Origin of the sequence: Flavobacterium sp. N1719 (assembly GCF_025947045.1) — a bacterium.
GTDB classification, from domain to species: domain Bacteria; phylum Bacteroidota; class Bacteroidia; order Flavobacteriales; family Flavobacteriaceae; genus Flavobacterium; species Flavobacterium stagni.
The window spans coordinates 1,713,490-1,739,408 of record NZ_CP109993.1; the positions used below are offsets into that span (position 1 = coordinate 1,713,490).

The window sequence follows — 25,919 nt, forward strand, 5'->3', positions numbered from 1 at the left end:
TTATAATTTTGGATTTGTTTTTTTCAATTCGTCATAACTCTTTTTCAAAACCGACTTTAATTCGCCCGCATTGAATTTTTCATTGTTGATACCCCACCAGTATTTGATTTCGTTACCGTTCCAGTAGTACTTCACACCCGGTGTATCTTTACCTTTGCCAATGGTATTCCAAAAGGGTATAATCTCAATAATTTGGTAGGGATAGGTCGCCCCCGCTTCTTTAAAGAACTCCGGAATCAAGTCGGCTTCCTCATTCATAAAAATAACCGACAACGGTGGCATCGCCGGATTCCCTTTGCGCATTTCGGTCAATTCCTTTGCCGCATCCCGACAATGGTCGCAACCCGGAACAAAGTAGCACAGTATTTTTTTACCGTTATCGATGGTTGGGAATAAATTCGCATAACCCGAAACGGCTTTTTTAGGTTCTTTAGGCGCTTCAGTAATTTTTGCAGTCGCTACGGTATCCACCTTGGCTTTCGCTACGGGTGCAGCAATAGAATCGGGCGTTTCGATCGCAACTGAGGTTGTATCTTGCGGCACAATTGTGGGCTGACTCACGGTGAACTCAGCCGCTGGGGGTTGAATGGGTGCCAACATGAAAATGCCCAATATGGACGCAAATAAAACGGTCGTGAGTACCCAGAAATTGGGTGCATCCGAGCCTTTGGGTAGTAATTTTTGGAGGTAAATAAGGAGTCCAACCGCAATCACATTTTTGATAATCGCTTCTACGGGTGTCATTGGTAACAATTCCCCAAAACAACCGCAATTACCGCTGTTTCCGCTTACAAAAGTTTCATAACTCAAATGCCCGATAAATACCACCAAAAGTGCAATTGTAGCCGGAATGATAAAGCGTTTTAACCAATGGTTTTGCAATAACAACAATCCCAACGCCATTTCAATTCCGATTAAAGTACGCGAGAAGAATACCGCTACTTCAGGTGAAAATCCCATCGGGTACAATTGCTTCACTTCAAAAGTCGAAATCGCAAAATAGGGGGAAGGATATAATTTGGCTATTGCCGAAATGATAAATAAGAAGGAAACGAGGATACGCAATCCCCAAGCAATGGTCGATTTATTTTTTTCCATGCATCATTGTTTTTGACAAAGATAACCACCCCAAACATGAGCTGGTGTTAACGATTTGTTATTGCCCGAATTCCATTAAAATTAAAGCAAATACCGAGTAATTAATCATGTCTTGGTAGTTGGCGTCAATACCTTCTGAAACTAAGGTCTTGCCTTTGTTGTCCTCAATTTGTTTCACGCGCAATAGTTTTTGCAAAATCAAATCGGTTAAACTACTCACACGCATTTCGCGCCAAGCTTCACCATAATCGTGGTTTTTGGCTTCCATCAAGGCTTTGGTAAGGGCTACTTTTTCGTCATACAATTTCGAAGCGGCTGCCGTGTCTAAGTCGGGTTGATCCACTACGCCGAGTTCCAACTGAATCAAAGCCATAATGCAATAATTGATGATGCCAATGAATTCTCCGGTTTCATCTTCATCTACTTTTCGCACCTCATTTTCTTGCAAGCTGCGAATGCGTTGCGCTTTGATAAAGATTTGATCGGTGAGGGAAGGTAATCGTAAAATGCGCCAAGCGCTACCGTAATCGGTCATTTTTTTGACAAATAAATCACGGCAAATTCCGATGACCTTGTCGTATTCTTGAGCAGTATTTCGCATTAACTCGTATCTTTGTTTGAAATTTTTTCAAATGTAACGAATTCGGGTAAAACAACCCAAGTGAAAAGTGGTTTTTCACCGAAAACGTTTTCCTATTTTTTGACGTATGACCCTCAACTGCCGCGGTACATTAATCGACCTATCTATCCCAAAAATCATGGGGATTGTCAACCTCACGCCCGACTCGTTCTACGACGGCGGAAAGTTGCAAGATCCAACGCAAGTCATTGCTCAAGTCCAACAAATGCTGGACGAAGGCGCTACTTTTATTGATGTGGGCGGGTATTCGAGTCGGCCCAACGCAGCCCCCGTTTCTGAGGAAGAAGAACGCCAACGGGTTGTGCCCATTATCGAATTATTGGTCAATCATTTTCCCGATATATTGATTTCTATCGATACCTTCCGCAGCAGTGTGGCTGAAGCAGCTGTTCAAGCGGGAGCCTGTTTGATCAACGATATTTCAGCGGGATTATTAGATAAAGAAATGCTACCCACCGTGGCCCGTTTGCAAGTACCTTACATCATAATGCACATGCGCGGAACGCCGCAAACCATGACCACTTTGACCAACTATGAAGATATTGTCAAGGAAATGCAGTATTATTTTTCTGAACGCATTGCAGCAGCACGCGCCTTGGGCATCAATGATGTGGTCATCGATCCCGGTTTCGGATTTGCCAAAACCCTCGAACAAAATTATGAAGTATTGCAAAAAATGGAATTATTTGCGTTTCAAAAAGTGCCTATTTTGGTTGGTGTGTCCAGAAAATCGATGATTTATAAAGTGTTAGAAACGACTCCGCAAGAAGCACTCAACGGAACAACAGTACTCCATACGGTAGCCTTGCAAAAAGGCGCTTCGATACTACGTCTGCATGATGTAAAAGCCGCTCACGAATGTGTTCAACTCCTTCAACAAGTATCCCATGCGTAAAATTATTTTCCTGAGTGTATTCGCTGTTTTTGCGGCGTGTTCCAACAAAGAAGTATTGCTACCCGAAGCCGAAATTACAGTGGTAAAAAACGTAGATAACCTTTCTCCAGTTTATATTTTTTTCGAGAAAAATGGAAACGATACACTGGCCGATTTGAATCGGAAGAACACCATTACTTCGACCAATTACATTTTTAATATTGACAAACGGTTACCGATGCGTTTGGTCGTCCCCGAAGTGAATTTTGTACTAAAGAAGAAAGAAGCGAGTCCGCACAAAAGCGAAACTGCCCAGAATTATTTTTCCTATTCCGATACCAAAGCGCGCAACTTGGCTTTTCTCAATTTGCAGCTTGTGCACCTCAAACAAGGGAAATATGAAGGGAACTTTCCGGTACATGTTGCTAAAACAGGAGCAATTCAAATTCAAGGTAAACCGTTTGCCATGGATAAAGTTATGGCTTATTTGGCACAAATTCCCTCGGATAAGCCGATTAAACCCCAATTTCAATTTGATCACAATATAACTTATGGTGATTACCTCAGGTTTCGTATTGCCGTCAGTCAATGGAAATTTCCTGCTCTAGGAGCAACCTGGTTTACAGAAGATTGGTTTGCTAAAAATTAAATTTTTATAGAAACAATACAAAGGACTTCAGAAAATGGAGGTGGTTTTTGATAGAGAGTAAAAAACTTTTACTGATGATGATACGGCTCACCTTTTAAAATCGTAAAGCCGCGGTACAATTGCTCAATAAAAAATAAACGCACCATTTGATGGGAAAACGTCATAGCCGATAAAGCAACTTTACCTTGGGCTTTTTGGTACACCGTTTCACTAAATCCATAGGGCCCACCAATTACAAAAACGAGCGTTTTGAGTCCGGCATTCATTTTTTTTTGTAAAAATTCAGAAAATCCCACACTCGTAAAGGATTTTCCGTTTTCATCCAACAAGATCAATTCCTCCCCGGGACCAATTTTCGATAAAATCAATTCGCCTTCTTTTTCTTTTTGTTGGGCTTCGGATAAGTTTTTGGCATTTTTAATGTCGGGCAAAATTTCCATTTCAAATTTGATGTAAAACGACAACCGCTTTTGATAATCATCCATCAATTGCTGCAATTGCTTATTGTCCGTTTTTCCTACCGCCAAAAGTTTGATGTTCATATCCGACCTCTTTTAAACCACAAAAATAGGGAATTTTAATACGAAGGGTCTAAATGTTCATTTCGAATTGTATCTTTGCGCCACACAACAACACAACTATGTACCGCATTCTTATTCGTCCGATTCTCTTTCGTTTCGACCCGGAAAAAATCCATCATTTTACATTTAAACTGATTAAATTTCTAGCTAAAATCCCCGGATTTTCTGGTTTGTGTCGGTCGTTGTATGAAGTCAACGATCCGCGTCTCGAGCGAGAAGTGTTTGGTTTGAAATTTAAAAATCCGGTCGGACTAGCCGCTGGTTTTGATAAAGATGCGAAGTTGTTTAATGAGTTGTCCGACTTTGGGTTTGGTTTTATCGAAATTGGAACGCTTACCCCAGTGGGACAAGAAGGCAATCCGAAAAAACGTTTGTTCCGCCTGCGTGAAGATGAGGCAATTATCAACCGTATGGGATTCAATAACGGGGGAGTGCAAGAAGCCGTTGAGCGTTTGAAGAAAAACAAAGGCGTTCTCATTGGGGGTAATATTGGGAAAAATAAAGTAACTCCAAATGAAGAGGCGGTCTCCGATTACAAAATTTGCTTCGAAGCCTTATTCCCTTTCGTAGATTATTTTGTGGTGAATGTGAGTTCGCCCAATACGCCCAACCTGCGCGAACTTCAGGATAAAAAGCCATTAACCGAACTTTTAGCCACTTTGCAAACGGAGAATCAAAAGCGTTCGTTACCCAAGCCCATTCTATTGAAAATTGCACCCGATTTAACGGAAGAACAATTGTTGGATATTATCGAAATTGTGCAAGATACCCAAATCGCAGGGGTGATTGCTACTAACACTACCTTATCCCGTGAAGGATTGTATTCACCCAATAAATCGGAGATGGGCGGACTCTCAGGTAAGCCATTAACCCAGCGTTCGACGGACGTCATTCGATTTTTACACGAAAAAAGTAACGGCTCCTTTCCCATTATTGGAGTAGGAGGTATACATTCTGCGCAAGATGCTTTGGATAAATTGGACGCGGGTGCGTCTTTGGTCCAACTCTATACGGGTTTCATTTATGAAGGGCCACAATTGGTCAAAGCGATTAATCATGAATTACTCAAGCGAATGGGTTAAATTTCCTTGCGAAATCGTTTTCTTTAGTATATTTGAAGCCAATGGAAGCAGTTAAAATTATCGAATGTCCACGTGATGCCATGCAAGGTATTAAAACGTTTATTCCTACCGAAGTTAAGGTCAATTATTTACAGGCATTGCTTCGGGTGGGGTTTGATACGTTGGACTTCGGAAGCTTCGTGTCGCCCAAAGCGATTCCCCAAATGCAAGATACCGCTGAGGTTTTAGCCCAACTGGATTTGAGTCAGACCCGCAGTAAATTACTCGCCATTATCGCCAACACCCAAGGCGCAGTAAGTGCGGCTTCCCACAAAGAAATACAGTACCTCGGTTTTCCATTTTCGATATCGGAAAACTTTCAAATGCGAAATACCCACAAAACGATTGCCGAGAGTTTAGTGACGTTACAAGAGATTTTGGATATTGCACACGGTGCCAATAAAGAAGTGGTGGCCTATTTATCCATGGGTTTTGGAAATCCTTATGGTGATCCTTGGAATGTAGAGATTGTAGGTGAGTGGACAGAGCGGTTGGCACAAATGGGCGTGACGATTTTGTCTTTATCGGATACCATTGGGAGTTCGACACCCGAAGTCATTGATTATCTTTTTAGCAATTTAATACCCCAATACCCCACAGTTGAATTTGGGGCGCATTTGCATACCACACCCGATAAATGGTTTGAGAAAGTGGATGCCGCCTACAAAGCAGGTTGCCGTCGTTTTGATGGTGCCATTCAAGGATTTGGCGGTTGCCCCATGGCTAAAGACGACTTAACAGGCAACATGCCCACTGAGAAAATGCTTTCCTATTTCACTACCGTCAAAGCCCAAACACATTTGAGTCCGATGAGTTTTGAAAGCGCCTATAATGTTGCTTCACGCGTGTTTGGGGAGTTTCATTAATTTTTCAAGTTTCAGGTTTCAAGTCTTAAGTTCGTCCAACCTGAAACATTAAACTTTAAACCTGAAACAAATAACAAATTTTAAACATTTTCCTCAAATAAAAGCCCTACATTTGCATGCAATTTAACTACAACAACTAAATTGCAACATGAAGGCACACAACACCAAAATCGTCGGTGAAGGTTTAACCTACGACGATGTTCTCCTTATTCCTGGATACTCTGAAGTACTCCCCCGCGAAGTTAGCATTCAATCCAAATTCACCCGCAACATTACACTCAATGTACCGATTGTCTCGGCCGCAATGGATACCGTGACCGAAAGTGCTATGGCTATTGCGATGGCGCAAGAAGGTGGGATTGGTGTTTTGCATAAAAACATGACCATCGAACAGCAAGCCGCCAAAGTGCGTAAAGTGAAACGTGCAGAAAGTGGGATGATTATCGACCCGGTAACCCTGCCGCTTTCGGCAACGGTTGGTGATGCTAAATTAGCCATGAAAGAATACGGCATCGGTGGTATTCCTGTTGTAGATGGTGAAGGATTATTGAAAGGAATTGTGACCAACCGTGATTTACGCTTTGAAAAAGTGAACAGTCGTTCTATATTGGAAGTGATGACATCTGAAAATTTGGTGACGGCTGCTCAAGGAACAACACTAGTTGAAGCCGAAAGCATTTTGCAAGAAAATAAAATCGAAAAATTGCCGGTTGTTGACGGTCAAAACAAGTTGATTGGTTTAATCACCTTCCGCGATATCACCAAATTAATTCAGAAACCCAATGCCAACAAAGATGCCCTTGGACGATTACGAGTAGCGGCTGCGATTGGGGTTACAGGTGATGCTCTTGATCGTGCGACTGCTCTAGTAAACGCAGGTGTTGATGCCATTGTAATCGATACCGCTCACGGACATTCGTATGGGGTAATTGCAGTATTGAAAGCGGTAAAAACAAAATTCCCGCAATTGGATGTGGTAGTTGGAAATATTGCTACACCCGAAGCAGCATTGTTTTTAGTTGAAAATGGTGCAGATGCGGTGAAAGTCGGTATCGGACCCGGTTCGATTTGTACCACCCGTGTTGTAGCAGGAGTGGGATTCCCACAATTCTCAGCTGTACTAGAAGTTGCGGCTGCACTACGCGGAACAGGTGTACCAGTGATTGCCGACGGTGGAGTTCGTTATACTGGAGATATTCCGAAAGCCATTGCAGCAGGCGCTGATTGTGTGATGTTGGGCTCGTTATTAGCGGGAACTAAAGAATCACCGGGTGAAACTATTATTTTCGAGGGACGTAAATTCAAATCCTACCGCGGGATGGGTTCGGTGGAAGCCATGCAAGAAGGGTCGAAAGACCGTTATTTCCAAGACGTGGAAGACGATGTGAAAAAATTAGTCCCCGAAGGTATCGTAGGTAGAGTGCCCTACAAAGGCGAACTTAATGAAAGTATGCAACAATTTATTGGCGGACTTCGCGCTGGTATGGGTTATTGTGGAGCGAAAGACATTCCAACCCTTCAAGAAAACGGACGTTTTGTGCGAATTACCGCCAGCGGTATCGGAGAGAGTCACCCCCATAACGTAACCATTACCAAGGAAGCACCGAATTATTCCCGATAATATAAAAATAGGATAGCGTATCTTTTCAAAATAAGATGCGCTATTTTTTTCTTTCCTTGAAGGAATAAGAAAAGAAAAGTATGTCCAAAAACAAAAAAACGGCTCACCTCAGTAAGCCGTTCATTTAAAATTATAATTTAAAATAACCCTCATATTCCCAAGTAGTTGCTAGGCGTAATTGCCATCAATTCGGCTTTGATAGCCTCATTTACCTTTAAGGTTTGGATAAATGCGTGAATTGAAGCTTGGTTGATTGTAGCGTTCGTTCGCGTAAGGTCTTTTAAAGCCTCATACGGATTGGGATACCCTTCACGGCGTAAGATGGTTTGAATGGCTTCAGCCACCACAGCCCAGTTGTTTTCTAAATCTTCGGCCAATTTGGCTTCATTCAGTAGTAATTTGTTCAAGCCTTTTAATGTGGCTTCAAAAGCGATAATGGTGTGACCTAAAGGTACTCCAACATTTCGCAAAACCGTACTATCGGTTAAGTCGCGTTGCAAACGTGAAATGGGAAGTTTCGCGGCTAAATGTTCGAACAAAGCATTGGCCATCCCTAAATTTCCTTCTGAGTTTTCGAAGTCGATTGGGTTGACTTTATGCGGCATGGCAGACGAACCGATTTCGCCTTCTTTTATTTTTTGTTTAAAATAATCCATAGACACATACGTCCAAATGTCGCGATCCAAATCAATTAAAATGGTGTTGATTCGTTTTAAAGCATCAAAAAAGGCTGCAAAGTGATCGTAATGTTCGATTTGTGTTGTTGGAAAAGAATGGTGTAAGCCCAAAACGCCTTCCACGAAATTTGTTCCAAAGTTCTTCCAATCGGTATTCGGGTAGGCAACTCGGTGCGCATTATAATTTCCAGTGGCTCCTCCAAATTTAGCGGCAAAAGGCACGTTGAATAACAAACGCATTTGTTCTTCTAAACGTTCTACAAAAACCAGTATTTCTTTTCCCAAACGGGTAGGAGAAGCGGGCTGACCATGGGTGCGTGCCAACATAGGAATGTCATGCCACTCCATGGCTAATTGTTTTAAACGCGCAATCACGGCAATCAAAGAAGGGAGATAAACCTTTTCAAAGGCATGTTTCGTTGAAAGCGGAATGGCGGTATTGTTGATGTCTTGCGAGGTGAGTCCGAAGTGAATAAATTCTTTAAACGCTTCTAATCCGAGTTGGTCAAATTTATGTTTGATGAAATATTCCACCGCTTTCACATCGTGATTCGTCGTTTTCTCGGTTTCCTTGATCCACAAGGCATCTTCGGTAGTGAATTCGTTATACAATTCCCGAAGGCTTGGAAATACCGATGGATTTACCTCTTTCAATTGTGGTAAACCGGCTTCGCACAAAGCGATAAAATATTCGATTTCTACTAAAACGCGGTATTTGATTAAGGCTTCTTCCGAGAAAAAGGCGGCAAGGGGTTGGGTAACTTTACGGTAACGTCCGTCGATGGGCGAAATTGCGTTCAGTGCAGTAAGTGACATAGGTTGTGTTGTTAAGGCGCAAAATTACGGATTTGTATTTGGAAACGCCAAGTTAACTCCACACTTTTTTCAACTTTTCCCAAAGTAGGGGCACGCCAATTGACGCCGATTCGGGGATGATTTCGAGTGGATTGGCGATGTCGTATAAGGTAGCGGGTTTGGGATCAATATAAAATAGCGGCACTCCGGGACGCGCATAGTGGATGAGTCCGGCTGCCGGATACACTTGCATCGACGTTCCAATCACCACTACTGCATCGGCTTCTTGAACACGTACTACTGCTTCTTCAAGGGCAGGAACCTCTTCGCCAAACCAAACGATATGCGGACGCAATTGTCGACCGTTTGGATCACAATCACCCAAATGCAAGTCGCCTGGCCACTCTATGATGTAATGAGGGTCTTTGGTTGAGCGCACTTTCAGGAGTTCGCCATGCAAATGCAAGACATTGGAACTTCCTGCCGCTTCATGCAAATTATCGACGTTTTGAGTGACAATGTTTATCTTAAATTCCCTTTCCATCTGGGCTAACGTGGTGTGTCCTACGTTTGGTTTCACCGTATGCAATTGGCGTCGGCGTTGGTTGTAGAATTTCAATACCAAATCGGGATTTCGACGGAAACCATCGGGAGTTGCGACTTCCATTACATCATGTCCTTCCCATAATCCGTTAGCATCTCGAAAGGTGGCGATTCCACTTTCGGCAGACATTCCTGCGCCAGTTAATAGGGTGAGTGTTTTCATGGAAAAAGTAGTTTTTACTTAATGATTGTGCAAATTACGAAGAAAGAGGTGAGATGCAAGAAGAAAGTGTAAAGATGCAAACTAGAAATAGGTGCTAATTTCTATTTCCTAGTACCGACTATATTAAAATTGTATTTTTGTCTAAAAATAAAACTATAATGGTCGATTTGGAATTGTTTGCCTACCTAGAAGATTTTTTAACGGAGGAACGCAAAGAAAAATTCAAAAAAATTTTAGCCTTGCGTACCAACCACCTTACCATTGCGATGGAAGATGTGTACCAATTGCACAATACAAGTGCGGTGATGCGCAGTTGTGAGGTTTTTGGCGTGCAAGGTTTGCATGTAATCGAACAGAAGTTTGGTAAACGAATCGACCGTGAAATTGCCATGGGCGCACAGAAATGGGTGGATGTATATCGGTATAATTCCATTCCCAATTGTATCGATACCTTACGCAATCAAGGCTATCAAATCATTGCTACCACGCCCCATAACGATTCGTGTTACCTCCATGAATTTGATATCACCAAGCGTTCGGCCATATTTTTTGGCACAGAAAAAGAAGGGTTGTCGCCTGAAATATTGGAACAAGCTGATGGATTTTTGAAGATTCCGATGGTCGGATTTACGGAAAGTTTGAATATTTCTGTTTCCGCAGCGATTGTGATTCAAGATTTAACCACCCGTTTGCGCCAATCGGAAATCGACTGGCACTTAACGGAAGAAGAAGTTTTGGAACATCGTTTGCAATGGACGAAAAATTCCATCAAAGATGTAGATCGTATTATTGAACGGTTTTATTCGGATCGTCAGTTACTTTCACAAAATGAGTAAGTACAAACGTCATGAACTCTGTTTTTAATTGCGCACTGGTTTTTTTCTCATGTTCGAACAACATCGCAATTGTACCCGAGTCTTCAGTAGTACACACGCCAAAACCATTTATTTTTTGCCCTTCATGGGTGTAGGTGTAAAAAATCTGCTTGGTTCGTTCCGAAGAAGTATCTTCTTTGGTGATTTTTAATTCAGGATGGGTGGCCGCCAAGAGTTCGCTCACGGTGCCTTTTTCAGTATAATCATTGATCCAGGTGATCACATCATTCGATCCTTTAAATCCGAAACGGATAGGAGCTTGCGGACGACGAATGAACATAGTTCCTTTTTCCAATTTTAAACTGGTTGACAAGTCGAAAGGAAACAACGAATCTTTGGCTAAGCGCTCGATACCACGATTGAGTAATACAATATCTTCCGTCTCTTTTAAAGTAGCATACGCTGTATACAATTGTTTCGGAGCTTCTGCAGCTTGTGCTTCTTGGACGCGTTGCATTGTTTCCTGTTGCGTTTGCATCATATTTTGTATTTGCTGATCCGAATTGTAGTTTGGAGTGGAGTTTTGGCGGTTGCAAAACATCACAATGCGCACTAAGGCAATGATTAAAATGACGACGCTCAACACAGAACGCCATGGGCTATTATTTTCCATAATTAAAAGTCGGACGCGTTAAATTCAATAGTCGTTAATTTTTTACCTTCGGTATCTACCAATTTGTAATTCACTTTTTGAATACCCAAACCACGCATCCGCAGAATAGTAGCTTTTGTAGAAGGATCTTGAATAATGGATTCTTTGACAAGTGGAACAGCGTTCGGACTGCTAATAATGTCTTTCACATCATTGGGAACTTCCATGGTGTATTCTAGCGTATTACTACCCAACTTTTCAATTTTCATCAATCGTGTTCCGTCAGCATTGTTCATAGGAAGATTGCTGTTTAACGCATCCAAAGCCATGGTGATTGGGTCGTTTGATGTGGGCGATTTAAACGAACTTTTATTTTGTTTATCTAAGTAGGCTTTGTCAATCATCAAAGTTGTAATAATACGACCGTTGATATCGGTTATATTTACTTTAAATTTTACCGCTTCATTGATCAAGTCCATCATCGTTTCATCGTTTTGAAACATACTTGGGAGTGATTTTTCAAGAAAAGATGAGGTGGACGAACTGGAGGGGTCATTGATATCGAGCGCAGTTGCCAAATCCAATTTGATAATATCTAATCCTTCTACTTCGGCATGTGACCCCGATTGAGTAGGTGACATGGAAGCTGTTTGATTGAAGGCATTCGCAAATTCATGCATTTTTTGAGTACGCGATTTGCAACTAGTAAGGGTAATAAAAAGAATGGGGAGTAAGAGAAAGTAATACGTTTTTTTCATTGGACTGTTTGTTAATAGGCGTCCAAGATACACATTCTCAACGAAAAAATAGTGGGGGAAATGTTATTTAACCTTGGCTAAAACCTTGTATTGCTCATAGCATTGGCTAATGGCATCCATGATTTGAAGATCATTTGCCGTTTCAATAAAGGCTTCGGAGTAGCTGCAACGACTTAGGATTTCGGCGATATCTTTTTTATCGACACCTAACAAAATAGCGATAGTTTCGCGGTCGTATTTGGTTTCTAAAAGATTTTTAACCGTATCATCTTTTTTCATTTCCCGTAATTTGCGGAGTTCTTTGGGTTTTTTACCAAAGAAATTGTAGAGCATATCGGCGGGATTGAAAACCGAATTGACGACGCGGGTGAAGGCGTTGGGTGATGATTCACCCGCTTCATACGCTTGAGGTAATCCAGAAATACTATAGCGGTAATTTTCTTGTACGGGAATCAATTTAGTGTCGACTTCGAGGTAACCGGTTAATTGGTATTTCCGAATGACCACTTCTTCCAAAGCAATCGCTTTTTCAGTTAATTCCAAACGGGTTGTTCCATTTTTTATCCAGTCATTGGTAACGCGAACCCGAAGGGATTGAAAACCAATCATAGTAATGTGTAAAGTATCGTTGACTGCCGCATTTATCGTAAACTCTCCTTTATCGTTAGTTTGAGTTCCTTTAACACGATTAATGTTGATGATGTTGACGTTGGAAATGGGTAGGGCAGTTGCTGAGTTGACAATGGTACCTTGAACGGTTTTATCGCCGGTTTCTTGTGCATAAACACAACCGAAGAAAAATACTGCCCATAAGAGTATCCATTTTTTCATTACCCTACTTTCTGAGGTTAAAAGTACACATTTTAACAATAACTGCAATTTGGGTTACAAACATTATCAGAAAATTAACAAGCTAAAAGATATTTCACAGAATGAGAAAGTTTTAACTTGTGGTAATAAAAAAGCCCTCCGAAGAGGGCTTGTATTAACTTTTTCTGCGACGTTTTGCAGCTTCAAAGGCTTTGTTAGCTGGATTGCTTGGGCGACTTTCAGAGCGGCGGCCTTCGCTACGGCGACCTTCAGTGCTTCCACCTTCGGAACGGCGTCTTTCGGGGCGACTATCGCTACGACGGTCATTGCGACCTTCAAAACGGGTATCGCTACGATCACCACGGCGTTCGCTTCTGCGTTCTGAATGATCGGCAAAACGATCACGACGCTCGCGTTTTCCTCCAAAATCACCACGTCCACCGCCACCACCACGGCGATTACCACCGTCGTTTTTGGAGATTTCCACGTTGATTTTACGTCCGTCCAATTGGTAATTGGAGAATATATCCATTACTTTTTCAGCATGTTCACCATCGGTGTTGAAGAATGAAAAACCTTCTTTTACATCCACTTTGAATACGTCGTCACGGCCTAAATCCAAAGTTTCTTTTAAGAAGTCTTTTAATTTCATCCAATCAAAATCATCACGTGATCCGATGTTAATGAAATAACGTACTGCATCCCCTGCTTTGATAGAGCCTCCTGAGCTACGCTCATTGCTGCTGCGTTCTCCGGAAAGGTCTTTTTTCTTTTTATAATAATTCAAGAAACGGTTAAATTCTACCGAAACCATTTTACGGATCAATTCTTCTTTACTTAACCCTTCAAACACTTGGTTGATGGCTGGTAAATAGTTGTCGATTTCGTGATCAATTTCGGTATCGTTAATCTTGTTGGCCAAGTGTAACAACTGAATTTCACAGATTTCCATTCCGCCCGGAATTGATTTCTCTTCAAACTTCTGTTTGATGATTTTCTCAATTGTGTGGATTTTACGGATTTCAGATTTGGTAATAATTACAATGGATGTTCCTAATTTACCCGCACGTCCGGTACGACCGGAACGGTGGTTGTAGGTTTCAATTTCATCCGGTAATTGGTAATTGATTACGTGAGTAACGTTATCCACGTCAATTCCACGAGCCGCTACGTCGGTTGCAACAAGCATTTGGATTTGACGCCCACGGAACGATTTCATTACAGCATCACGTTGTGCCTGAGAAAGATCGCCATGTAACGCTGCAGCATTATAACCATCTTCAATTAATTTTTCGGCTACGGCTTGCGTATCGCGTTTGGTTCGACAGAAAATCACCGAGAAAATATCGGGATTAGCATCGGCTAAACGCTTCAATGCTTCGTAACGATCACGCGCGTTTACCACATAAAATTCGTGAGAAACGGTTGCTGTTCCTGAGTTTTTAGTTCCCACCGTGATTTCTTCGGGGTCAAACATGAATTGTTTTGCAATGCGTGCTACTTCAGCAGGCATAGTTGCAGAAAACAACCAAGTCGATTTGTCATCCGGAGTATCAGAAAGGATGGAGCAAATGTCGTCATAGAATCCCATGTTCAACATTTCATCCGCTTCGTCTAGAATGCAATAGGCAATGTTTTTAATGTTTACAAAACCACGGTTAATCATATCTTGCATACGACCTGGAGTCGCAACAATGATTTGCGCACCGCGTTTCACTTCTCGAGCTTGTTCGGTAATGCTAGCACCTCCGTACACCGCTACCACATTAAGGCCCTTGATGTATTTGGAGTATTGTTTTAATTCGTTGGTAATTTGCAAACACAGTTCGCGTGTTGGGGACAAAATCAATGCCTGCGTAGTGCGGTCATCGACATCTATTTTTTGTATTAACGGAAAGCCAAAAGCTGCAGTTTTTCCGGTTCCGGTTTGGGCCAAAGCCACAAGGTCAGTCTCCTGTTCCAAAAGCACAGGAATCGCTTTTTCTTGAATCTCCGACGGAGTTTCAAATCCCATATCGCCAATTGCTTGTAAAAGCTGGGCGTTAAGGCCTAATTGTTCAAATTTATTCATTAGATCGTATTAATTCGGGTGCAAAGGTAGACTTAATAATTGGATATAGCTAATTATTAAGTGATTAGTAATAAAGTGGATGTTGCTATTTCGATTGAAAATCAAGGAATTACTAAAAATTGAACTGCGATAAATGCAGGATTTTAGTGGAAAAAGAAGGGGATTAAAATTTTAAAATGCCGATGCGTAAAGATGTCGTAACGAATTGATTATTTATCCGATAAAAATGTAATTAGTTGTTGGACAGCCTTTCCACGGTGACTTAGCGCCGCTTTTTCAGAAGCATCCATCTCGGCAAAGGTTTGGGATTGTCCAGTGGGAACAAAAACGGGGTCGTAGCCAAATCCTTGTGTACCGCGTTTTTCACGAATAATCTCACCACTAACAATTCCAGTAAACTGGTGGGTTTCACCATTGAGATTTAAGGCGATAACCGTTTTGAATTGGGCTTTTCGTGAGGCTTTGTTGTCCAATTCAAACAACAGTTTATTCATATTGTCCAAAGCGTTTTTTTGCTCACCAGCATAGCGCGCAGAATGCACACCGGGTGCTCCATTTAACGCTTCAACTTCTAGTCCAGTATCATCGGCAAAACAAGGAAGACCATAGTATTGGGTCACATAATCGGCTTTTAATTGCGCATTGCCTTCAATTGTGTCTGCGGTTTCTGGAATGTCGACATCACAGCCAATGTCTTGTAATCCTACCAATTCGATAGACTTCGGAAGCATGGCACGGATTTCGGCTATTTTGTGAGTATTATTGGATGCAAAGACGAGTTTCATGCTAATTTTTTCACGAAAGTAAATAAATTTCTTATTCTTATTTAAATTGAATACTTAAGAATTATAAGGTTAAGAACGGATGAGTTTAATTGACTTTATTTTTTTGTGGATTAAAAATAGGAAATATATGTTTCCATAATAGCGGATATTTGGTTAAAAAAAGCCTTTTTATTGTTGATATCATCCAAAAATAACATTAGGAAGACATACACTTAATTCCTACTTTTGCTTTCTTTAATATGCACTAACATATCATGGTAAAAGATCTATTTGAAAGAATACAACAAAATAAAGGTCCGTTAGGGCGCTGGGCTTCGCAAGCAGAAGGCTATTATGTTTTTCCAAAATTGGAAGGTGAGTTAGGTCCGAGAATGCAATTCCAAGGCAAAGAGATTTTGAATTGGAGTATCAATGATTATTTAGGGTTAGCTAACCACCCTGAGATTCGCAAAGTGGATGCAGAGGCTGCGCAAACCTATGGTGCTGCTTATCCTATGGGTGCTCGTATGATGAGTGGTCATACCACTTTACACGAACAATTACAAAATGAATTAGCCACATTTGTACAAAAAGAAGCAGCTTATTTATTAAATTTTGGGTACCAAGGAATGGTGTCAATTATTGATGCTTTGGTGACGAAAAACGACGTGATTGTTTATGATGTAGACTCTCACGGCTGTATCATTGATGGCGTACGTTTGCACATGGGTAAGCGATTCACCTATAAGCACAATGATGTAGAGAGTTTAGAAAAGAATTTACAGCGTGCTACTAAAATGGCAGAAGAAAATGGTGGAGGTATCCTTGTGATTACCGAAGGTGTTTTCGGTATGCGCGGGCAACAAGGTAAATTGAAAGAAATTGTCGCCTTAAAAGAAAAATACAATTTCCGTTTATTGGTCGATGATGCGCACGGTTTTGGTACTTTGGGTAAAACAGGTGCTGGAGCAGGTGAGGAGCAAGGTTGCCAAGACGGAATTGATGTGTATTTCTCTACATTTGCTAAATCGATGGCAAGTATTGGTGCTTTTGTAGCAGCTGACCAAGATGTAATTGATTATTTGAAATACAATTTGCGTTCTCAAATGTTTGCCAAGTCATTACCTATGATTATGACAGTCGGTGCTTTAAAACGTTTGGAAATGTTGCGCACTATGCCTGAGTTAAAGCAAAAGCTTTGGGATAATGTCAATTATTTACAGAACGGTTTGACGTCACGCGGCTTTAACATTGGGGATACCAATACTTGTGTGACGCCAGTTTACTTAGAAGGTTCGATTCCGGAAGCCATGGTGATGGTGAATGATCTACGGGAAAACTACAATATTTTCTTATCGATTGTAGTGTATCCAGTAATTCCAAAAGGAATTATCTTATTACGTATGATTCCTACAGCATCGCATACCATTCAAGATGTTGATGAAACCCTAGCAGCATTTGAAGCGATTCGTGAAAAATTAGAAAACGGTACGTATAAAAAGATTGCTGAGGCGACTACAGTTGATGTATCGTAATACTTAGCAATAAACAATTATAAAAATCCACCCGAAACGGTGGATTTTTTTTATGAATATTCTTCTATAAAGTCGATAACATTTACTTTGAAAGATAACTAGTTGTGTTAAAATATGATTCCTATATCATTTATAATTTGTAAGAAAATTAGTATAAAAATAATTTAAAATTGCATTTTATCGTTTTTTGTAGTATTTTACCGATTATTTTTTTGGTAAATTTGTAAGATAATTCTAATTTTATTCTCGGATTAAGCCCTAACAATCCATTAAGACTCTAGTTAGTCTAAAGGTATTTCTGCAAATCACTGAAGTCAAACAAAATTCTGATGCCCCATCAGAGAAAAATTCTGAAGTACCATGAAAAAAACCTTACTATTAATCAGTTTTTGCCTAGTGAATGCAGCTATGGCACAAGTGGGAGTAGGAACTACTAATCCTCAAGCCGACTTAGACGTACGAACTACTAATCCTGCAGCTCCTGATGCAACAGCAGGGATTGCGATTCCGCAAATTTCAACACTGCCTGCTACCGGTAATCGTGCTGGTCAGGTGGTTTATCTCACAACCGATAACCATTATTATTACTATGGAGGTGCTTCTTGGCTACCTATTTATCAGCAAGTAAATAGTTATGGTGATGTGAAATACAGTTTTCAAACTACAGACCATGATGGTTGGATTTTGATGGATGGAAGATCAAAATCTACATTGACTACTACGCAACAAGATGCAGCAACTGCTTTAGGATTTGGAGAATCATTACCTGATTTATCCGATAAAACTATTGTAGGTACAAGTGGATCAAAACCGTTAGGTGGAACAGGAGGGAATGCTTCGATTTCTATCGCACAAAACCAACTTCCTGATGTAACTTTATCGACTTCAACTAATGGAGCACACACCCATACTGCAGGTACATCTTCTACGTATTTATTGAATTTAACCGGCTCCGTTGGTTACCAGTTATTGAATTCTACAACGAACACATCCTCTACTTCATCAAGTGGATCACACAGTCACACAACATCATCAATAAATGGTGGAGTGACGCAACAAGCTTTGAATGTGCAAAATCCGTACATGGCTATCAATGGTTTTGTTTACCTAGGAAAATAATTATAACGCTTTTGTATAGGTTCTTCGACGGCGGAAAACTTCTGAATTAAAATTTTTCCAAATGTTTTGAATGGCCACATTATCCTCTAATTCCGGAGTGCGAATACAATTTTGCACTCCGTTTTTTTTGAATGAATCATAATATTCTTCAAAAATTAAAGCGGTGACGCCTTTATTTTGATGTTCAGGGTCAACACCAATCAAATAAAATAACACTTCATCATGGTGTTTTTTTGCCCGTAACAAATGCAAAAATCCAAAGGGAAATAACCGTCCCTTTGCTTTTTTTAAGGCTTTAGAAAAACTCGGCATTACGATTCCAAAGGCGACCATTTTTCCTTCTTTATCAAAAACAAATTTGATGTATTCGGGATTAATCAGTTTGATATTCTTCTCTTTGATATAGTCGATTTGAATTTGATTGATCGCCACAAATGATGATAATCGGGCATAACTTTCATTAAATAAGGCAAACATTTCGTCGATATAGGGCAGAATTTCTTTTGTCGATTGAAAGCTCTTGGAAACATACCCATACCGTTTTCGAATCAAATCTCCTGCTTTTTTATACGGTGCTATATCGACATTGGAAAAACTGAAATGACTTTCGATGTATTCTTTTTCATTTTCATACCCTAATGCCTCAAGATGGTTTTTGTAATACGGGAAATTATACCACGTAATCATGGATGCAATGCGGTCAAAACCTTCTGTGACGACACCCACTTTGTCCAAATTGGAAAATCCCATCGGACCTTCTACATAACTTAAATTGTTTTTTTTGCCTAAAGCGTATACTTTTTCCAACAACGCTTTGGTTACTTCAAGATCATCAATCACGTCCCACCATCCAAATCGAACTTTCGATTTTTGTTGGTGTTTTACTTCCTCCCAATTGATAATTGCAGCGATTCTACCCACAATTTTACCTTCTTGATACGCCAAATAAAAATAAGCTTCTGCATTCGAGAAAGATGGATTTTTTTGGGGGTCGAAGGTGTCTAATTCATCCTGAATTAAAGGAGGAACCCAATTGGAATCATTTTTATATAATTCAAAAGGAAACATTACGAATGACTTCATCAAGGTTGGAGTATTCGCTTCTTTTATAGTGATCATGGTTTAAGGTTTTGCTGGAGGGACTTCGTCTAAACGTTTTTTAAGTTTTTGCTTATCCTTGTCTTTTTTCTTTTCTTCTTTTGATTTTTTCTTTTCCTTTTTGTCTTTGTCTTTCGGCGATCGAATCATGTAATCTTCATACATGGTATCTGTTCGCCAGGAAACACCTAATCCCGCATAGGTAATATTGGGTGTGTTTTTCATGTTCTGACTCACATACGCGTCCACTTGGAAGCTTGACCCCCACAAATAGGCGGCTCCCATCGTAAAAAAGGTATCACTGTAGTAACCACCACTCAACATTTTTCCTTCAATAAATCCGGACCAACGATTAAATCCTTTGGCAATTGTCCCAATAAAACCAATAGTTTGATTATTAGAGGCAATTTTATCCACAAATAAATTGGTGACAATGGACCAAGCTCCAGTAAATGTGTTTTGGGTGACCAACATTACTTTCGGACTTAAAGCACCATAATGTTCGCCCTTGTACATAAAGGGATAATTTCCAAATTTGATATTGGTCCCAGCATATACAGAAATCGCAGGAATCATCATGTGCCAATTGAATTTATGGTTGGCTTTCCAACTGTACACGTTGGGCTTGGTTTCGTAGTTTTTAAACGGGTCATAAATTAGGTATTTAAACCCTAAGGCAACCTTTCTAAAACCATCACGGTGGTAATTACCCGCTTGGGAAAAATACGTGTCGTTTTGATAGGTCAATTCTAAAATTCCCTCCAATTGCTCTTTCCAAAATCCGTAGCGGGTATTTAAATTGATGCTATAACCCTCGGTATTATAAAGGTTTTTATCGTATTGCTCTTTTACATAATTGAACCCCGATTCCAATTGAATCACTTGTTTACCCACCGCATAGGCATTCATGGATTCTCCTGGTCGGTTAGTGTTGATTTCGTCCGTATATTGCGCTTGCAGGAGCATCGAAAAAATCAAGAATAAGGATAAAAATAAACGTTGTTTTGTCATGTTTTTTATTCGAAGTTAGGTGTTCCAAAAATACACTTTTTATTATTTATTTATGAAGTTTCCCACGATTGGAATTAGGCTTTTTAGTATTTTTGACAAAATTTAGTACAATGCAAGAAGCAAGTCTTAATAATTTAGTGCGTACACTCTTTTATATTCTTTTGTTTTATTATATATTCAAATTTGTGGCACGCTTACTATTGCCTGTGTTAGCGCAAAAAGTAGTCGAAAAAGCCAACCAACAAATGGAAGATAAATTTCGCCAACATCAACAACAATCCCAACAACAAGCGACTTCAACTTCACCCGAAAAATCCAAAGAAGTAGTGGGAGAATATATTGATTTTGAAGAAGTAGACTAACCGTAATGACCTTTCCAATGAACCAAAAAATGCAAGATTTTTTTAAAAAAATATATCCTCATGCCTTAGTCGTATTAGGTTTTGTAATGGTGTCCTTGATTTATTTTTACCCTGTTTTACAAGGAAAAAAAATCTACCAAAGTGATATCGTGCAGTACACTGGGATGGCCAAAGAGCAAAACGATTTTAGAGCAGCGCAACATACAGAACCCTATTGGACCAACAGTGCTTTTGGCGGAATGCCTACCTATCAATTAGGGGCGCAATACCCCAATGATTTCATAGGACATATCGATGATGTCTTGCGTTTTCTTCCACGACCCGCCGATTATTTATTCCTTTATTTTCTTGGGTTTTATGTGCTCATGCTCGTCTTGAAAACCGATCCGCTTAAAGCTTTTTTCGGAGCACTCGCGTTTGGATTTTCAACCTATTTGATTGTCATTCTCGGTGTTGGGCACAATGCCAAAGCGCATGCTATCGCCTATATGCCTTTAGTTGTGGCCGGTGTGCTCATGGTTTTTAAGCGCAATTATATTTGGGGCGGAATCCTAACCATGTTTGCCGTAGCCTTAGAAATCAATGCGAACCACTTCCAAATGACCTATTATTTGTTGATTGTCTTGTTGGGAATCGGAATTTACTATGGCGTAAAAATGTTCCTCAACAAAACGTTACAAGATCTACCTAAAATCATAGGAACGTTTGCAGTTGCTTTGATTTTAGCGGTTGGCGCCAACGCCACAGCTTTACTCGCAACACAAGAATATGCAACATTCAGTACCCGTGGTAAAAGCACGTTGAAATTGGATGAAATGGGCAAACCCAAAACGTCGAATACTACCTTGGATCGCAGCTATATTACAGAATACAGCTATGGTATTGACGAAAGTTTGAACTTAATCGCACCCCGTTTATTTGGTGGCGGTAATGATGAAAAATTAAGCGACGACTCAAGTGTATACAATTACATGTTGAATTATGGCGCTACCGAAGCGGAAGCCCGTCAGTTTACCGATGCCTATGCACGAACTTATTGGGGAAGTCAGCCCATTGTTGCAGCGCCCGCCTACATTGGAGCCGTAGTGTTTTTCTTGTTTGTTTTGGCCTTGTACCACGATAAACGCAAGATTAAATGGGTTTTTCTTGTGGGTGCATTAGTTTCTTTGGTTTTATCATGGGGGAAAAACTTCCCGGCTTTGACCGACTTTTTTATTGATTACATTCCGCTCTATGACAAGTTCAGAGCTGTTTCATCTATACAAGTAGTTTTGGAATTGTGTATCCCTGTATTAGCCATCATGGGATTGCATTCGTTTATGACATTTGATGCCGATAAACGTTGGAATAGCTTGAAAAAAACCGGAATTACTTGTCTTGTTCTCATTGGAGGATTGTTTCTGTTGCGCAGTCAGTTTAGTTTTGCGGGCGGTATGGATAGCAGTTTGCTACGCATGTTTAGTGAAGGACAAGATAAAAGTTTTGGAATTGGATTTATCGACGCCTTGCAAGAAGATCGTAAAACCATGTATGCCGCAGATTTGTTGCGTTCGGGCGTACTTATGGCGCTTGCATTTGTAGTGTTATGGCGTTATGCCAAAGACAAGTTAGCCGTATCTACAGCCGTTGTTTTGGTGGGATTATTTATGGTTTTTGACTTGTTTTTTGTGGACAAAAAATACGTGAACAGTGAAGATTTTGTCTCTGCGAGAGAAGTCGAACAACCTTTTGAAATGACCCCTGCCGATCAACAAATTTTACAAGATCCGTCCTATTACAGAGTATTGGATGTTGACGGTAATATGAGCAGTGCTCGCGCTTCGTTCTTTCATAAATCCATTGGTGGTTATAGTGCGGTAAAACCTCGAGCCATTCAAGAATTGTTCGACTACCAAATTGCTAAGAATAATATGGAAGTCATTGATATGTTGAATATCAAATACATTATTCAGGTTAATGAAAAAGGGGAGCAGTTTCCAACCGTCAATCGCAATGCCAATGGAAATGCATGGTTTGTATCCAAATTAACCGCTGTCGCGAATGACGATGCGGTCATGAAAGCGTTGGATAAGTTGAATACGAAAGAGGAAGCGGTTTTCAATAGTACCGACTTTAAAGTGGCCAAGACCAATTTTGTGAAAGATACTACAGCCACAATTCAGTTGCTTTCGTATCAACCGAATCAGTTGAAATATACATCCCAATCAAAATCAGAAGGTTTTGCAGTATTCTCTGAAATGTATTACAAAAACGGTTGGAATGCCTATATCGATGGCAAATTAACCGATTATATCAAAGTGGATTTTGCTTTACGCGGCATGCCAATTCCAGCAGGGAAACATGAAATCGAATTTAAATTCGAACCCCAAGTGGTGAAAACAGGAAGTACGATTACATTAATCAGTTTCCTTTTCATGTTGGGTGTCACGGGAGCAGCGTTCTATTTTTCACGCAAAAAGGGAAAGGCATAATGGCAAACACCAACAAAGTACTCATTATTACGTATTACTGGCCACCAGCAGGCGGACCTGGAGTACAGCGTTGGTTGAAGTTTGTGAAATATTTACCCGATTTTGGGGTGCAACCCATCGTATATCTTCCGGAGAATCCGACGTATCCCATTGTTGATGAGAAATTGGTGGCTGATGTTTCGCCCCAAGCAATTATCTTGAAAAGGAAAATATGGGAACCGTATTTACTTGCCGGACTTTTTTCCAAGAAATCAACCCAAAAAATTAGTTCAGGGATTATTCCTGCCACCAAAAAACAAACGGTATTGCAACGTTTTTTGCTTTGGGTTCGCGGTAATTTATTTATTCCCGATGCGCGTGTATTCTGGGTGAATCCATCAGTTGCTTTTTTAAAAAAGTACATTGACGAACATCAAATAGAAACCATCATCACCTCGGGACCGCCGCACAGTTTGCATTTAATCGGATTAGAATTGCAAAAGCAAACCAAGGTAAAATGGATTGCAGATTTTCGGGATCCTTGGACAACCATAGGTTATCACAAAGCCTTGAAGTTATCGGCCTATGCAGAAAAAAAACACAAAGCATTAGAAAAGAAAGTGCTCAATAGCGCAGATTTAGTGTTGGTAACGAGTCCGACAACCAAAACCGAATTTCAACAACTTACTTCCCGACCCATCGAAGTCATAACGAATGGCTATGATACTGAGAATGTAGCGCCACAATCGTTGGATCAAAAATTTACGTTGGCCCATATTGGCTCTTTTTTATCCGATCGTAATCCCAGTATCTTATGGGAATCCATCAAGGAATTGATCGAAGAACATGCTGATTTTGCCCAAGATTTTGAATTAAAATTGATTGGTAAAACCAGCGAAGAAGTGTTGGCTAGCATTGCTCAAAATGGTTTGTCAACCTTTGTCAATAACCTAGGCTATGTGTCCCATGAAACAGCCGTAGCCCACCAACGAAAATCGCAAGTATTGTTATTAATCGAAATCAATTCACCGGATACACGGAGCATTATTCCGGGTAAACTTTTTGAATATATGGTTTCCGGCCGACCCATTTTAGCAATGGGACCTAGTGGATCCGACTTTGCCGCAATGGTCAAATCAACCAATACGGGCGTGTTTTATGAGTACCATGAAAAGGTTGCTTTAAAGGCGACCTTATTGGATTGGTACCGCAATTTTCAAAAGGGGGAATTGGTCGCTCATGCTGTGGGCTTACATCAGTATTCTCGCAAGAACTTAACGCAACAATTGGTGCGTGTAATCGAACAAGTATAATGGGAATCGTACAATCACAATCCATTCGGAATACCCTAATTACATTCTTCGGTTTTGGAATTGGAGCGATTAATGCCTTGTTTTTTTATACGTCCTTTTTACAAAAAGAATATTACGGTATTGTGAGTACCATATTATCCGGTGCCAATATCTTAATGCCCATTATGGCTTTTGGTGTTCAAAATACCATCATTCGTTTCTTTTCCCAATACGAAACAGAAGAAAAACGCGAACAGTTTTTGTCGTTTATCGTTTTCATGCCCTTGTTTTTGATAGTACCACTCGGAATCGGGTTTTATATCTTTTACGATGAAATAGCGGGTGTGTGGTTGCAGGAAAATCCATCCTTGAAACCCTTCTTTTGGTTGATTCCTGTGGTAGGATTGTTAATGGCGTATTTTGAAGTGTTTTATGCGTGGGTGAAAGTCCACATGCAATCGGTAATTGGTAATTTTATCAGCGAAGTTTTGGTGCGATCTTTAGTTATGGTTATGCTTTTGATGGTCCATTTTGAAGTGTTAACCAAACCGCAATTCGTTTACGGTGTCGCCTTTGCCTATTTGGCCCAAACGGTAGGAATGGTCATTTATGCGATGAAAGTCAGACGCCCCACCTTTACTTTAGTAATCCCTGAAAATATTCGCGAAGTGGTATATTATTCCACCTTCATTATTGTTTCGGGTGGGGTAGCGGTAATGTTAGTTGATTTTGACAAGGTACTTATTCCCAAATACAAAGCGATAGAAGAAAATGCAGTGTACTCGGTAGCCATCTTTTTTGCTACAGTTATTGCCGTTCCTTTTCGGGCCATGACCCAAATTGTTGCACCCATTACAGCCAAATTAATGGTGGAGAAAAAATGGGAAGAACTGAATGAATTGTACCAAAAAACATCAATCAATTTACAAGTTACCGGTGGATTCATCATGTTGCTCATTTTTGTCAACGTAAATCAAATGTATCAGATTGTGCCTGATGATTATTCGGGCGGACTCTGGGTCGTATTCATGATTGGTTTATCGAAGTACTACGATGTTTTGTTAGGAAATAACAATTCGATTATTGTCAATACCCATTATTACCGAACCGTACTTTTGTTTGGGGTGTTTACCGTTTTTTTAATGATTGTTTTGAATGCCATTTTCATCCCTCTTTATGGAATTAATGGTTCCGCTTTTGCTACGTTATTAACCATAATGATTTACAACACGATTAAGTTCTTTTTTGTGGTTAAAAAAATGAAGTTGTTTCCGTTTACTGCAAAAACGGGGGTTTCATTGGGTATTGTTTGCCTTGGATTTGGTTTATTTTATTTTTGGGATTTTCCGTTTCATCCCATTCTAAACATCGCTTTAAAATCGATAATCGTTACTTTGTTTTATGTGGGATTGCATTACTATGGGAAGGTTTCTACTGAAGTGAATCAAGTAATTCGAAACGTTGCTGCAAAATTTTCTATTCACTTATAAAAAC

General features: G+C 40.2%; 24 protein-coding genes. 12 read left to right on the plus strand and 12 right to left on the minus strand.

Annotated elements, in window-relative coordinates; all coding sequences use genetic code 11:
* Both OLM45_RS07340 and OLM45_RS07345 read right to left on the minus strand, forming a co-directional pair.
* Window positions 1-1,098, minus strand: a complete 1,098-nt coding sequence (locus OLM45_RS07340) for a MauE/DoxX family redox-associated membrane protein (protein ID WP_264509358.1) — start codon at window positions 1,096-1,098, stop codon at window positions 1-3.
* A gap of 58 nt (window positions 1,099-1,156) precedes the next feature.
* Window positions 1,157-1,699: a DUF1599 domain-containing protein gene (locus tag OLM45_RS07345; RefSeq protein ID WP_129460833.1), complete on the minus strand. Its 543-nt coding sequence runs from the start codon at window positions 1,697-1,699 to the stop codon at window positions 1,157-1,159.
* 106 nt (window positions 1,700-1,805) lie between these two features.
* On the opposite strand from OLM45_RS07345, the gene folP reads away from it, so the two are divergent.
* Both folP and OLM45_RS07355 read left to right on the plus strand, forming a co-directional pair.
* On the plus strand, window positions 1,806-2,633 hold the full coding sequence (gene folP, locus OLM45_RS07350; RefSeq protein WP_264509359.1) for a dihydropteroate synthase: 828 nt from the start codon (window positions 1,806-1,808) through the stop codon (window positions 2,631-2,633).
* The gene (locus OLM45_RS07355; protein ID WP_264509360.1) at window positions 2,626-3,261 is read left to right on the plus strand and encodes a hypothetical protein; all 636 of its coding nucleotides are present in this window, start codon (window positions 2,626-2,628) and stop codon (window positions 3,259-3,261) included. The genes folP and OLM45_RS07355 overlap by 8 nt, the downstream gene beginning before the upstream one ends.
* 68 nt (window positions 3,262-3,329) lie before the next feature.
* On the opposite strand, the gene rlmH is transcribed toward OLM45_RS07355, so the two are convergent.
* Window positions 3,330-3,803: a 23S rRNA (pseudouridine(1915)-N(3))-methyltransferase RlmH gene (gene rlmH / locus OLM45_RS07360; protein WP_264509361.1), complete on the minus strand. Its 474-nt coding sequence runs from the start codon at window positions 3,801-3,803 to the stop codon at window positions 3,330-3,332.
* Window positions 3,804-3,901: 98 nt separating this feature from the next.
* Between rlmH and OLM45_RS07365 the strand changes: the two genes are divergently transcribed.
* The 3 genes from OLM45_RS07365 to guaB all read left to right on the plus strand — a co-directional run bounded on the left by OLM45_RS07365 (window position 3,902) and on the right by guaB (window position 7,450).
* Entirely contained in the window at window positions 3,902-4,924 is a 1,023-nt protein-coding gene (locus OLM45_RS07365; protein ID WP_264509362.1) for a quinone-dependent dihydroorotate dehydrogenase, read from the plus strand.
* A gap of 41 nt (window positions 4,925-4,965) precedes the next feature.
* Entirely contained in the window at window positions 4,966-5,829 is an 864-nt protein-coding gene (locus OLM45_RS07370) for a hydroxymethylglutaryl-CoA lyase (protein ID WP_264509363.1), read from the plus strand.
* A gap of 148 nt (window positions 5,830-5,977) precedes the next feature.
* The gene (gene guaB, locus OLM45_RS07375; protein ID WP_264509365.1) at window positions 5,978-7,450 is read left to right on the plus strand and encodes an IMP dehydrogenase; all 1,473 of its coding nucleotides are present in this window, start codon (window positions 5,978-5,980) and stop codon (window positions 7,448-7,450) included.
* Between the two features lie 149 nt (window positions 7,451-7,599).
* Here guaB and purB read toward each other — a convergent pair whose 3' ends face one another.
* Complete coding sequence (gene purB, locus OLM45_RS07380; RefSeq protein WP_264509366.1) at window positions 7,600-8,943, minus strand: adenylosuccinate lyase; 1,344 nt, start codon at window positions 8,941-8,943, stop codon at window positions 7,600-7,602.
* Window positions 8,944-8,995: 52 nt separating this feature from the next.
* Window positions 8,996-9,688, minus strand: a complete 693-nt coding sequence (locus OLM45_RS07385) for an SIR2 family NAD-dependent protein deacylase (protein ID WP_264509367.1) — start codon at window positions 9,686-9,688, stop codon at window positions 8,996-8,998.
* Between the two features lie 158 nt (window positions 9,689-9,846).
* Here OLM45_RS07385 and OLM45_RS07390 point away from each other — a divergent pair, with 158 nt between their 5' ends.
* Complete coding sequence (locus OLM45_RS07390; RefSeq protein ID WP_264509368.1) at window positions 9,847-10,524, plus strand: TrmH family RNA methyltransferase; 678 nt, start codon at window positions 9,847-9,849, stop codon at window positions 10,522-10,524.
* Here OLM45_RS07390 and OLM45_RS07395 read toward each other — a convergent pair.
* The 5 genes from OLM45_RS07395 to OLM45_RS07415 form a co-directional block, all read right to left on the minus strand.
* Window positions 10,475-11,176, minus strand: a complete 702-nt coding sequence (locus tag OLM45_RS07395) for a hypothetical protein (protein WP_264509369.1) — start codon at window positions 11,174-11,176, stop codon at window positions 10,475-10,477. The two genes, OLM45_RS07390 and OLM45_RS07395, sit on opposite strands and share 50 nt — an antisense overlap.
* Before the next feature lie 2 nt (window positions 11,177-11,178).
* Window positions 11,179-11,835, minus strand: coding sequence for a hypothetical protein (locus OLM45_RS07400; RefSeq protein ID WP_264509370.1), 657 nt, complete (start codon window positions 11,833-11,835; stop codon window positions 11,179-11,181).
* A gap of 141 nt (window positions 11,836-11,976) precedes the next feature.
* Window positions 11,977-12,744 (minus strand): carboxypeptidase-like regulatory domain-containing protein, encoded by a 768-nt coding sequence (locus OLM45_RS07405; protein ID WP_129460845.1) that lies wholly within the window; start codon window positions 12,742-12,744, stop codon window positions 11,977-11,979.
* A gap of 154 nt (window positions 12,745-12,898) precedes the next feature.
* Window positions 12,899-14,794 carry a DEAD/DEAH box helicase gene (locus OLM45_RS07410; protein WP_264509372.1) on the minus strand — a complete coding sequence of 632 codons (1,896 nt, stop codon included), beginning with the start codon at window positions 14,792-14,794 and terminating at the stop codon, window positions 12,899-12,901.
* Window positions 14,795-15,003: 209 nt separating this feature from the next.
* Window positions 15,004-15,579 (minus strand): non-canonical purine NTP diphosphatase, encoded by a 576-nt coding sequence (locus OLM45_RS07415; protein WP_264509373.1) that lies wholly within the window; start codon window positions 15,577-15,579, stop codon window positions 15,004-15,006.
* A 254-nt stretch (window positions 15,580-15,833) separates the two neighbouring features.
* Here OLM45_RS07415 and OLM45_RS07420 point away from each other — a divergent pair, with 254 nt between their 5' ends.
* A complete protein-coding gene (locus tag OLM45_RS07420) occupies window positions 15,834-17,093 on the plus strand; it encodes an aminotransferase class I/II-fold pyridoxal phosphate-dependent enzyme (protein WP_264509374.1) in 1,260 nt (419 codons plus the stop codon).
* Between the two features lie 360 nt (window positions 17,094-17,453).
* Window positions 17,454-18,212: a hypothetical protein gene (locus tag OLM45_RS07425; RefSeq protein ID WP_264509375.1), complete on the plus strand. Its 759-nt coding sequence runs from the start codon at window positions 17,454-17,456 to the stop codon at window positions 18,210-18,212.
* Here OLM45_RS07425 and OLM45_RS07430 read toward each other — a convergent pair whose 3' ends face one another.
* Both OLM45_RS07430 and OLM45_RS07435 read right to left on the minus strand, forming a co-directional pair.
* On the minus strand, window positions 18,213-19,331 hold the full coding sequence (locus OLM45_RS07430; RefSeq protein WP_264509376.1) for a GTP cyclohydrolase: 1,119 nt from the start codon (window positions 19,329-19,331) through the stop codon (window positions 18,213-18,215).
* Window positions 19,332-19,334: 3 nt separating this feature from the next.
* The gene (locus tag OLM45_RS07435; protein ID WP_264509377.1) at window positions 19,335-20,321 is read right to left on the minus strand and encodes a transporter; all 987 of its coding nucleotides are present in this window, start codon (window positions 20,319-20,321) and stop codon (window positions 19,335-19,337) included.
* Between the two features lie 110 nt (window positions 20,322-20,431).
* On the opposite strand from OLM45_RS07435, the gene OLM45_RS07440 reads away from it, so the two are divergent.
* From OLM45_RS07440 to OLM45_RS07455, 4 genes are read left to right on the plus strand one after another with little or no spacing between them, the layout of a single operon-like run.
* Window positions 20,432-20,683, plus strand: coding sequence for a DUF4834 domain-containing protein (locus OLM45_RS07440; protein ID WP_264509378.1), 252 nt, complete (start codon window positions 20,432-20,434; stop codon window positions 20,681-20,683).
* 29 nt (window positions 20,684-20,712) lie between these two features.
* Window positions 20,713-23,154 (plus strand): YfhO family protein, encoded by a 2,442-nt coding sequence (locus tag OLM45_RS07445; RefSeq protein WP_264509379.1) that lies wholly within the window; start codon window positions 20,713-20,715, stop codon window positions 23,152-23,154.
* On the plus strand, window positions 23,154-24,446 hold the full coding sequence (locus tag OLM45_RS07450) for a glycosyltransferase family 4 protein (RefSeq protein WP_264509380.1): 1,293 nt from the start codon (window positions 23,154-23,156) through the stop codon (window positions 24,444-24,446). The genes OLM45_RS07445 and OLM45_RS07450 overlap by 1 nt, the downstream gene beginning before the upstream one ends.
* Window positions 24,446-25,915 (plus strand): lipopolysaccharide biosynthesis protein, encoded by a 1,470-nt coding sequence (locus tag OLM45_RS07455; RefSeq protein WP_264509381.1) that lies wholly within the window; start codon window positions 24,446-24,448, stop codon window positions 25,913-25,915. The genes OLM45_RS07450 and OLM45_RS07455 overlap by 1 nt, the downstream gene beginning before the upstream one ends.
* Window positions 25,916-25,919: the final 4 nt, after the last annotated feature.